The organism is Dyadobacter koreensis (assembly GCF_900108855.1).
Lineage (GTDB): Bacteria > Bacteroidota > Bacteroidia > Cytophagales > Spirosomataceae > Dyadobacter > Dyadobacter koreensis.
Genome location: NZ_FNXY01000013.1, coordinates 1 through 10,925 on the forward strand (window position 1 = coordinate 1; position 10,925 = coordinate 10,925).

6 protein-coding genes are annotated in these 10,925 nt (G+C 46.9%); 5 read left to right on the forward strand and 1 reads right to left on the reverse strand.

The annotated features are described in order from the left end of the window. The coding region (locus BMY70_RS30245; RefSeq protein ID WP_218148693.1) for a hypothetical protein at window positions 1-199 on the reverse strand (199 nt) is incomplete at its 3' end. A 51-nt stretch (window positions 200-250) separates the two neighbouring features. Between BMY70_RS30245 and BMY70_RS30250 the strand changes: the two genes are divergently transcribed. From BMY70_RS30250 to BMY70_RS30270, 5 genes are all read left to right on the forward strand, one after another. Further along, window positions 251-697, forward strand: a complete 447-nt coding sequence (locus BMY70_RS30250; RefSeq protein WP_090342364.1) for a helix-turn-helix transcriptional regulator — start codon at window positions 251-253, stop codon at window positions 695-697. Window positions 698-725: 28 nt separating this feature from the next. Continuing rightward, window positions 726-2,492 carry a sensor histidine kinase gene (locus BMY70_RS30255; RefSeq protein ID WP_090342368.1) on the forward strand — a complete coding sequence of 589 codons (1,767 nt, stop codon included), beginning with the start codon at window positions 726-728 and terminating at the stop codon, window positions 2,490-2,492. A gap of 473 nt (window positions 2,493-2,965) precedes the next feature. Then, complete coding sequence (locus tag BMY70_RS30260; RefSeq protein WP_090342371.1) at window positions 2,966-6,028, forward strand: glycosyl hydrolase; 3,063 nt, start codon at window positions 2,966-2,968, stop codon at window positions 6,026-6,028. 79 nt (window positions 6,029-6,107) lie between these two features. After that, entirely contained in the window at window positions 6,108-9,290 is a 3,183-nt protein-coding gene (locus BMY70_RS30265; protein WP_090342377.1) for a SusC/RagA family TonB-linked outer membrane protein, read from the forward strand. A 25-nt stretch (window positions 9,291-9,315) separates the two neighbouring features. Beyond that, window positions 9,316-10,845, forward strand: a complete 1,530-nt coding sequence (locus BMY70_RS30270; protein WP_177197169.1) for a RagB/SusD family nutrient uptake outer membrane protein — start codon at window positions 9,316-9,318, stop codon at window positions 10,843-10,845. Window positions 10,846-10,925 lie beyond the last annotated feature (80 nt).

Here is a 10,925-nt window from a genome sequence, read left to right on the forward strand (position 1 = left end):
CATACGGAAGTAGGATCTTTTTACGATCCGCCTGCTGGATCAAAAAAGACTCGTACTCCTGTTCGCTCATGTTAAGATACTTGATAACCGTGCGCCGGTTCAGTACCAGGTAACTGCTGATGTGCCGGACGGACAGACCTTCACGGTGCATTCGGTGGATTTCGAAATAAGTCATAAATTTGGCTAAATACACATTCATAAATGCCAGGGTTGGTAAGCCGGCAATTTAGGTGTAGAAAGCTTTGGGGGCATGCCCCCAAAGCTTTCTATCTGGTGCATTCTTGTTACCAATTATGGTGCACTCTTATTTACCAATCGTGGTGCATTGTTATTTACCGATCACACTAAGGGTTATTTGTTAAAAAATACTACCAAAGCAGAGCTATTACAGGCTATCCAGGCAGTTCACCACGATAAGCATTATTTTAACGAATCGATTACGCAAATTCTACTGAACGATAGCCCAAGAGCCAGAAGGTCAATAACCGGTACAGGCTTAAAGCCAAACCTTAGTCCTCGTGAATCGGAAGTGCTAAACCGCATTGCACAGGGATTGACTACGCAACAGATGGCCACTCAGTTGTTTGTGAGCGCAAAAGCAATCGAATTCCACAGAAGCAGTCTGCTCATGAAGTTCGGTGTTCCTAATACAGCTCTACTGATAAAGACGGCTATGGAAATGCAAATGATTGATTAGTTCTATTTTGTCATTACACGTATTGTCCATGAAATTTTGTTCTCCTCGATCTGGTTGGTGGATCATTCTTCTTTTCTTAGTTATCCTAACAGACGGTTTTCAATCTGTTAAGGCGCAGTCGGACACGACCTCTGTTGATAGCCTGAAAAAACAGATTAAACTGTTGGTTCAGGATCAGCATTACAGAAAGGCTGCACAGGCTTACGATTTTTTAGGCAGGCTATACCATCGGCATTACGGATACAATAAATATACGATAGACTCCTATTTCAGTAGCCTGAAATACTACAGCCTGGTGGGCGACTCACTGGGGTATTATAATCAGTATTTGGTGATAGGAGACTATTACACCCAGGACTCTTTCATGCAGGCTTATGCCAAACAATATCTGAAAAAAGCGCAGCAGTATTTTGAGCAAACTCAAAACATGCCCAAAGTTATCGAGTGCCGATTGGGTTTTGACAATATCGCTCAACATGTTGAACCTATGCCACCCAGTTTAAAAACCCACCTGCGCGAAACAGAGAGGCTTTGCATAGAGTACAAACAACCTTATTCTCGGGCATATGCACTTAATCTGCTGGCTAATGCTTACTCTCGAGCCAAGCAGCCCGATTCTGCGTACTATTTTGCCAGTCGAAGTCTGATCATATCAAATCGGTTAAAAGTTAACTGGTTAATTGCGTTGAATCACTTTTACCTCGGCCTGGTTGAGCAGTTTAGAAATCATAGTCTGGCTGCTATTGAAGCCTACCAGAAGAGCTACGACTTATCGAAGGCTGAAAATAGTCTGGGCATGATGCGGGAATTGTCGCGGCACACAGCGGATAGCTACTCCCGTATGGGCGACTATAAAAATGCATACGAATGGTCATTAAGAATGCTCGATTTTACGGTCCAGTTTTACGCATCCGAACAAACAAAAAGTATCCGTTTGCAGGAACTGGATAGCCAGATTAAAACGCTGGCTGTTGAAAAACAACTGGTTGAAGAACAAAGTCGAAATCAAAACGTAATAAATTCTGTGTTATTTGTTGGGCTGATCATCAGTATTTTAAGCGTGTTTGCACTTGTATATTTGAGACGCCAGCAAAAATTAATTGATCATCAGCACACAGTCATCGCCCAGCAACAAATTCGGGATTTGGAGCTTAAATCGCTCCGTGCCATGATTGAAGGTCAAGAAGGCGAACGGAGTCGGATTGCCCGTGATCTGCATGATGGTTTAGGGATTCAACTGTCGCGAATTAAACTATTTATCGAAGCACATCAAAAAGAATTGCCTTCATCCGTCAGGGAACCCTTGACCCAGTTTCTGGATGAAGCCTGCACTGAAACCCGGCTGATCTCAAATGATCTTCGTCCCTATGCACTGTCAACTTTTGGTCTCATTCCGGCACTTGAAGATCTGGTACAAAAACTAAATCTGGTTAATAAAACAAATATGATATTAGACCACTACGGCGAAATTCCAGCTTTGGGTGATGAAGCGTCCGTGATGATCTACCGTGTAGTGCAAGAGTTGTTAAATAATGCGCTGAAACACGCCCACGCTCAAGTAGTGATGGTCCAGCTTATGGTCAATGCAGAAACCACCCTTATTAGTGTAGATGACAATGGCGTGGGGGCTGATTTTGATAATCTGCTATCGAAAGGAAATGGTATTGCTAACATTAAGTCTCGTATTGCTTACCTTGGCGGGCACGTCATGTGGCAAGGCGAAATTGGAAAAGGAACATCAGTTATGATTTCGTTGCCCATGCAAAAGCTGCAAAAAGCAGAAGAAGTAAGCTGAATTAATCCGAAAAATGGCATGCAGTGGAAGGGTAGTCTGCTAAAATTTACCCCAATAACGGCTGGATGGGAAACCGCTTGCTAATTTTCTGGTGTTCCGATTGACCTCTTCGCCCAGCCACGCCTATCTTCAGGGCGATTGGTTGACCAAACAGAATATTCTATTTAGCCAGTTGGCCTAACACAGGTGTGCACATCAAAATGGCAAAAAAACAGTAAACCATCTTACAGCATCTGATAAATTCGAAATTATCCTAGTCGTGCACATCATCGTAGGGTACTATCTTTTTTAAGTCTCATAGCAGGAATTGAATGTTGCCCCCTTCTCTGGGGTTTTCCCTAAGTTTTGAAAAAGTAGGGTTTTCCTTAATTCATCTCTATGTAGATCGTCCTATTTTTGCTGGATAAAATTACATTCTTTCTACTTCCAATTTTACCTTCAAATATTATACAAACAGTTTTACCAAAAATTTTATGTCGAAAATTCGAAAGCTGACAGCGATTCTCACTCTTATTCTGATTGCTTTGTTAAGCAATAGTACAACGATGTTTGGGGCTGATCCAATTAAACTGGAAGCCGAAGCTACTCAAGGTGTCGCTCTTAACGGTGTGCAGATTGTGAATGACCAACCTGGGTATTCCGGCACGGGGTATGCCTGGGGGTTTGATGACGACAGCAACGGGGGCGATAACATGGTTTTCACCTTTTCAGCTCCGGCAGGTAGTTATCAGCTTACCATTGGCTACTACTCACCTTACGGGGATAAAAAGACCCGGCTGACAGTGAACGGTGCCAGCACCGAACACGATTTAAAATTAACCAGTACGAATTTTGGAGCCGCCATAATAGGTTCGTTTCAACTGCTCAGCGGACAGAACTCAATTACGATTCACAAGAACTGGGGCTACTATGGCATCGATTTCATTGTGCTGACGCCAGCATCGGTCAAACCACCCACGGTTGTCCCACTGATCAATGGGCGGGCCGAAGCCGAAGCGGGCGATCTTATAGGCGTGGATGTGTCAGGAGCTAATCCCGGATTTTCGGGAACTGGCTACGTAACGGGCTTCGACAATGCGACAGATCAGGTAAGTATTACATTTAATGCTACCGCGGGGTTATATGATTTATCCATCGGCTACGCATCGCCCAGTGGCGACAAAGGGGTTGACTTTCAGGTAAATGATGAAAAGGGAAGTAGCACGTTAAAACAGACGCAGGGAGGATTTAGCAGCTCTGGCACCGGGAAATTTCTGTTGACCGCCGGACTAAATACCATTACCATCTACAGAGGCTGGGGTTACTTCGATATTGACTACATTCAACTGATTCCAACAACAGCCTCCCTACCCAATAAGCCTTCAAAAATTCTGGTCGATGCGCAGGCTACGTTGTCAACAAAAGGATTGTTTTCATATCTGGTTGATCAATACGGCAGTAAAGTATTGTCAGGCCAGCAGGATGATGTCGAATATGTTTTAGAAAAAACGGGTAAAGAACCTGCTATTGGATCGTTCGACCTGATGGATTATTCGCCCAGCCGGGTTCAGTTCGGCACTTCACCCATGCGCAGCAGCGAAGCCATAATTGACTGGGCCAAGAAAGGCGAAGGCCGTGGAATTATTAGTCTGCTGTGGCACTGGAATGCGCCGACCGATCTGATCAATCAGGCACCTGATCAACTCTGGTGGCGGGGATTTTATACCGAGGCTACCACCTTCGATCTGGCGGCTGCCCTGGCAGATAAAAATGGCACCCGTTATCAACTGTTGCTTAGTGACATTGACGCCATTGCCCTGCAGCTCAAAAAATTTCAGGCGGCTGACGTACCCGTTCTTTGGCGTCCGCTGCACGAAGCTCCGGGCGGCTGGTTCTGGTGGGGAGCGAAAGGAGCGGGCCCGTTCAAGGAACTATGGCGATTGATGTACAATCGATTAACCAATTACCATCAGTTGCATAATTTGATCTGGGTATATACGGGTACCGATACGATCAATCCCGACTGGTACCCTGGCGATCAATATGTGGATGTCGTTGGCGAAGATATTTATACGGACCCAACGGCCAACCTGAGTGGCAACTGGTCTAATGCGCAAAACCTGTTCAACGGCAAAAAACTGATTGCATTAACCGAAACGGGTAATTTACCAAACCCTGACAAAGTTCGTGGATTTGCTACCTGGTGGTCCTGGTTTGCAGTGTGGACCGGAACGGATTACATCAAAAAACAGCCGGTTGACCGATTGATAGCGGTTTATAACGATAAGGATGTGATTACGCGGGATGAGCTTCCGAACTGGCGGCCACTTGCTACGCTAAAAGTGCAGTACCAGGATGCCGACAAAGGCAATGCCAACAACTCCGTGATCCGGCCAAATTTGATGCTCGTGAATGAAGGATCAACGCCAGTTCCATATAGTGAGCTTACGGTCCGGTATTGGTTCACGGCCGAAAATTACGCGGGAATTAATGCCTCTATTGATTATGCCCAACTAGGCGGAAATAAAATCAAAACCAGATATGTGGCCTTGCCCAATCCACGTAACGGCGCCACTGGATATCTTGAATACAGCTTTGAGCCTTCCGCCGGAAATCTGCAGGTCGGCAATTCAGGCGTAATCCAATCACGGTTTGTCAACAGCGATTATACAAATCTGAGCGAAACAGACGACTATTCCTATCAGGCAGCAACGAATTTTACCCTTAACAACCGCATCACATTATACCGAACTGGTTCTGACGGTGTACCGGAATTGGTTTGGGGTATTGAGCCCGATGTGGTTCCGCCGGTCGTGAAACTGAAAGCATTAACCCAGAACCGGAACATTGCAACAAGTAACAGCTCGATCAGTACATTTATGAGTATTGTAAATGAGGGTAATGTACCCATTTCCTACGGTGATCTATCGGTATGCTACTGGTTTACGGCCGAAGGCACCCAGGTTCTGAATTTTTTCACCGACTACGCCAAGCTAGGCAACGCCAACGTGACAGGTCAATTTTTACGCAAAGGAATTCGAAGCAATAGCGATACTTATTTGCAGCTAAAGGTTAAGCCAACAGCGGGCATGCTATACCCGGCAAGCAATACCGGCAATATTCAATATCGGATTGCCAAGGCAGACTGGTCCAAATTTAACGAGAGCAATGACTATTCATACAAGCCAGCGGCAGCAATGGATACAAACAGCCATGTGACAATCTATTACAAAGGTCAATTGATATTTGGAACTGAACCGGCTGTGCTTAGCAGCGCACGTATGGCCACTGAAGAAAAAACCACTTCCTTACAGGTTTTAGTTCTGGGAAATCCTGTGGTTGGAGAAGATGCGCAGGTGGAAATTCGGGGTGCCGCGGGAGCTGAGGTGTGGATGTCGCTGACAACAGTAAACGGTACAACTGTATTTGAAAAAAAGGTAGACATGGCCAGCGTTACAGAGCGTCAGTTAATCCCTTTGGGCAAAAGCACCGGCATTTATTTACTGCGTGTCAATACGCTAAACGAGTCTTCAACCGTAAAAATTATTAAACCGTAACCCTTTCCTCAACCGATGCATCCGTTGGGGTAAGGGTTAATTCTTATCAATTCTTACCAAATCAATTCTAAATCTAAATATGAAAGAAACTGTATTATTTGACAGAATCAATCAGTACAAAACGCTGACGTTTGGTTCACTTTTTCTGGTCGTGCTCACTGTTTGCACAGCCATTGCCCAGGACCGGCAGATTACGGGTAAGGTAACCGAAAGCCAGGGGACCAGTGCTGTACCAGGCACCAACATTACCATCAAAGGCACCACGAGCGGTACGGTATCTAATGCGGATGGTACGTATACAATTACCGTTAGGGATAACAACGCAACGCTGGTATTCAGTAGCGTCGGTTATACCAGTCAGGATATTGCGGTGGGTACAAAGTCGGTGATTGATGTCGATTTGGTTCCGGACACCAAAGCCCTGAATGAAGTTGTCGTAGTTGGTTATGGTACTCAGCAGCGGAAAGACATTACCGGAGCCATCAGCTCAGTGAGTGCGGCGCAGATTGAAAAAGTACCGGTTACTACCTTGGATCAGGCACTTCAGGGCCGTTCACCAGGAGTTCAGGTGACGAATAACGACGGCTCTCCGGGTGGTGGTGTTTCCGTTCAAATTCGCGGAACAGGTACGTTTGGTGACAATTCACCCCTCTACGTTGTGGATGGCTATCCTATCTCCGGCGGTCTCAATACTTTAAATCCCAATGATATTGCGTCGATGGAAATCCTTAAAGATGCGTCGGCAACGGCCATTTATGGCAACCGAGCTTCCAACGGGGTCGTTATCGTGACAACCAAGCGCGGCAAGCAAGGCGCATTGCAGGTGTCATTTGATGCCTACGGATCGGTGCAGGCGATTCCCGAATTATATAAGGTTCTGAATGCTCAGGATTTTGCTTCGTTTGCCACGGAGATCGCTGACAAAGAGTCCTATCCGATTTTACCGGAATGGCGCAATCCATCGACATTAAGGAACATTGACTGGCAAAAAGAAGTGTACCAAACGGGCTACCGGCAAAACTATAACTTGGCCTTACGCGGTGGCAGCGACAAGGTGCAGACCTCCCTTTCTCTGGGCTATTTTGATCAGCGCGGAACAATTAAATTTTCGAATTTTAAGCGTTATAACGGTAGTCTAAACCTGGATTACACGCCTGCCAAATGGATCAAAGTCTCAACCAGCATGAAGTATACCCGCACGGGTGGTTTCGTTGGTTTTGGTTCCGGTCAGAATGGTGTTGGTAACCTGACCAAACTTGTATCTACAATGACGGGGAACCCGTTGACAAACCAGGTAAAAGATGCCAATGGGAATTATGGCTACTATACCAAAGGTGCCACGGCGGTTTCCGGAAGTACCAATGTCATTGCTGATCTGGAAACCACCGATCGCGAGCAGGAGTCCAATAACCTTTTGACCACAACTTATCTGGAAATTACGCCTGTTACTGGTTTGCGTCTGAAAACAAACTTTGGCTGGAACACCAGTGACGGATCGGGTTATTATTTCACGCCGACAAATGACCGGTTGCTAACACCGCCACTGGCCTTTTATTCTCAGAATGCCAGCAACACGGCTGAGTGGTTGTGGGAAAACACAATCGCGTATAGCAAAACATTTGGCATCCATTCGATTGATTTTGTGGGCGGGGTATCAGCCCAGGAAAATAGGTACCGCCAGAGTGGTGCCAGCGGCTCCGGACTAATCAGCGACGAACTGCGCAACGTAGGGTCCATTCAGACCGTAACCCCATATGGTAATCAGCAGACCTGGTCGCTAGCCTCCCAGTTTGGCCGTTTGAGTTATAAGTTGCGTGATCGCTACATCATTACCGGTACGGTACGGCGGGATGGCTCGTCACGTTTTGGCCCGGGTAATAAGTACGGCGTATTCCCGTCTCTGTCGGTAGCGTGGCGTCTGAAAGATGAACCTTTCCTTGCGTCAGTGAATGAGGTGACTGACTTAAAGTTACGCGGTAGCTGGGGGAAAGCGGGCAACCAGAATATCGGTCTGTTTCAGTACCAGGGCATCTATAGCTCAGGAAGCAGCCGCAACGACAATCGGGGTTATGTGTTTGGACAAACGAAAACGTATTACGATGGCCTTGTCCTGAGTGCATTGCCGAATCCGAATTTAACCTGGGAAAACCAGACGCAGTCGAACATTGGTCTTGACGCATCTTTCCTTAGTGGCCGTATCAATTTCACAGCTGATTATTACGTGCGCTCATCGAGCGGTTTTCTGCTGAACGTAAACGTGCCTAGCCAGACGGGTTTTAGTACAGCCACCCGGAACGTGGGTAGCATTCGCAATAGTGGTCTGGAATTGGGGCTGGAATACCGTGAATCGAGTAAACCTTTTAAATGGGGTATTAATGCAAACGTCACGACGGTTAGCAATAAGATTCTAAGCTTTGCCGACGGGCTCACCTCAGTCGGTAACTTCTCCGATCTGGGTTTTCCGACCTTTGGCGGTAATCTCTGGACAACGTTTACCCAATCACAGGTCGGCGGGCAAGTGGGTGCCTTTTACGGCTTCAAATCAGCGGGAATCTTTCAGGCGCAGGATGAAATCAATGCCCTCAATGCAGCTGCAGCTGCAAAAAATGGCGCTGGTACTTTTTATCAGGCATCCTCTACCGCGCCCGGCGACCGGCGCTTTGTCGATATTAACGGAGATGGTCGTATTACCGACGACGACCGGGTGATCATTGGCAGCCCGATACCGAAATTCTTTGGAGGTCTAAACTTTGATGGCTCCTATGGACAGTTCGACGTTTCCATGTTCTGGTATGCATCTGTCGGGAATGACATTCTGAACTATGCGAAACGGAATCTGCAAAGTCTGGCCACCAATGGCGGCGTAGGCGTAGAGAACGTCAGCGAAGAGTTTTATCAGAATCGCTGGACGGAATCCAATCGCTCAACAACCTACGCGCGTGCTGTTCGGGATGATAAGAGCGGGAACACGCGGGTGTCGGATGCCTATGTCGAAGACGGCTCTTTCCTGCGCTTGCGGAACCTGCAAATCGGCTACACACTGCCAGCTGCATTGGTACGCAAAATTACGTCTAGTCGGGTTAGGGTATATGTAAGCGGGCAGAATCTGGTTACGTTCACCAAATACACAGGCTTAGATCCTGAAATCGGGCAGGTTAGCGATCCGAACAATGGCAGCACGAGCGCGACGGTGAAAGGTGTTGATGTGGGCAATTACCCAACCTCACGCTTCTTTACACTAGGCCTCAATGTGCAGTTTTAATTTATATCAAAATACAAAACGGACTATGAAATTATATAAAACAATAGGTCTGATCGGTTTTCTGGCCGTGGTACTGTTGCCGATGAGCTGTAAGGAATCGTTCCTGGAACAAAAAAATACACAGGGCATCACCGAAGACGCGCTGTTTAAAAAACCTGCGGACGGGATTGCCCTTGTAACAGGTATTTATGATACATTCCACGACGTTGATTTTACGCTGAAAGCTTTGTGGTATCAGGCCAATTTCCTTTCACAGGATTTCAAAAATTTTGGAGCCGATACGTTCTTTGAAACGTATGAAGTGCCCACCGGTTTTGACGCACTGAATATTTTCTGGTCGAGAGCGTACCAGGGCGTTGCACGCGCTAACTCGGCCATTCCGATTATTGAAAATATGAAAACCAATAAGGTAATTTCGGACTCGCTGGCTAATCGGCTAACGGGTGAGACATTATTTTTAAGAGGTGTTTTTTACTATTATCTGGCATCTAATTTTGGTGGCGTTCCACTGGAGTTGCAGACCGTTACAGACGACGGTCGTCATCCCCGGAATACGCAGGATGAAGTGTTCACCGCTGTGGCCGCGGATATGAAAGCAGCCGCTGACTTACTGCCCTGGCGGCAGGATCTGGCCGCTGCGGATATTGGCAGGGCTACCAAAGGAGCAGCCTTAGCATACCTTGGTGATGCGCAGATGTGGTTGAAGAAATATGCCGAGGCTGCCGCTACGTATGAGCAGTTAACCAGTAAATACCAGCTGGAAGATAAGTTCGTCAACATTCATGAGTTCAATAATCAAAACGGTAAAGAGTCAATTTTTGAGATTCAGTACATTGCCGGCAGCGATATGACGTGGGGCCATGCAAACGACTCCCACTGGCTGGCAACCTTTGGAATGCCGGAAGAAGTGTCGCAGTTTGGATACTCCTTCGCAGATAAAAGACTGTATGATTCGTTTGAAGCGGGTGACACACGGAAGTTATCAACCGTCCTTGGTCCCGGCGATGTTCATCCCAGTCCGGCAATCAGGATTAGCGATTATCCATTGGTAAAACAAAACTACCCTGGCATGAACACGTTGGGAACCGTAGCGAAACCGTGGAAAGGATCCGACGGACTACGGTCGGGCTACTATGGCGCGAAAACCTGGCGTGACCCTGCTGCGACGGGTAATTCAGGTAATCCCGCTTATATTTTCAGCGGTCAAAACCTGATTCTGATGCGTTACGGGCAGGTGCTGCTGAGTAAAGCCGAAGCCCTGTTCAAAAGCGGTAATGCTGCCGGTTCATTGGCCATCATTAACGGACAAATTCGTAAACGCGCTGGTCTTGGCGCTGCCGCCGGAACAGACGTTATGAAGATTCTACTGGAAGAATACCGGCATGAGCTGGCGGGTGAATTCTCGCTCTGGTTTCTATTACGTCGGTCAGGTGAGCAAGCCAACTATGTGAAAGAACGGTATGCTATTGCAGTGCCGCCCGGAAAAGACTTAATGCCGATCCCGCAAAAACAAATTGCGACCAACGAAAAGCTCGTACAAAACCCAGGGTACTGATCCATTTTGTCTTTTTATTTAACCCACCTCACGGCAGCTGCATGCTTTCGGGAAGTGGGTTAAATCCAATACAGGGTGGT

What these genes read in the sequence shown, in the direction of transcription:
- BMY70_RS30250 (WP_090342364.1), top strand. Translation starts at nt 251, where the DNA reads ATGCCCCCAAAGCTTTCTATCTGGTGCATTCTTGTTACCAATTATGGT.
- BMY70_RS30255 (WP_090342368.1), top strand. Translation starts at nt 726, where the DNA reads ATGAAATTTTGTTCTCCTCGATCTGGTTGGTGGATCATTCTTCTTTTC.
- BMY70_RS30260 (WP_090342371.1), top strand. Translation starts at nt 2,966, where the DNA reads ATGTCGAAAATTCGAAAGCTGACAGCGATTCTCACTCTTATTCTGATT.
- BMY70_RS30265 (WP_090342377.1), top strand. Translation starts at nt 6,108, where the DNA reads ATGAAAGAAACTGTATTATTTGACAGAATCAATCAGTACAAAACGCTG.
- BMY70_RS30270 (WP_177197169.1), top strand. Translation starts at nt 9,316, where the DNA reads ATGAAATTATATAAAACAATAGGTCTGATCGGTTTTCTGGCCGTGGTA.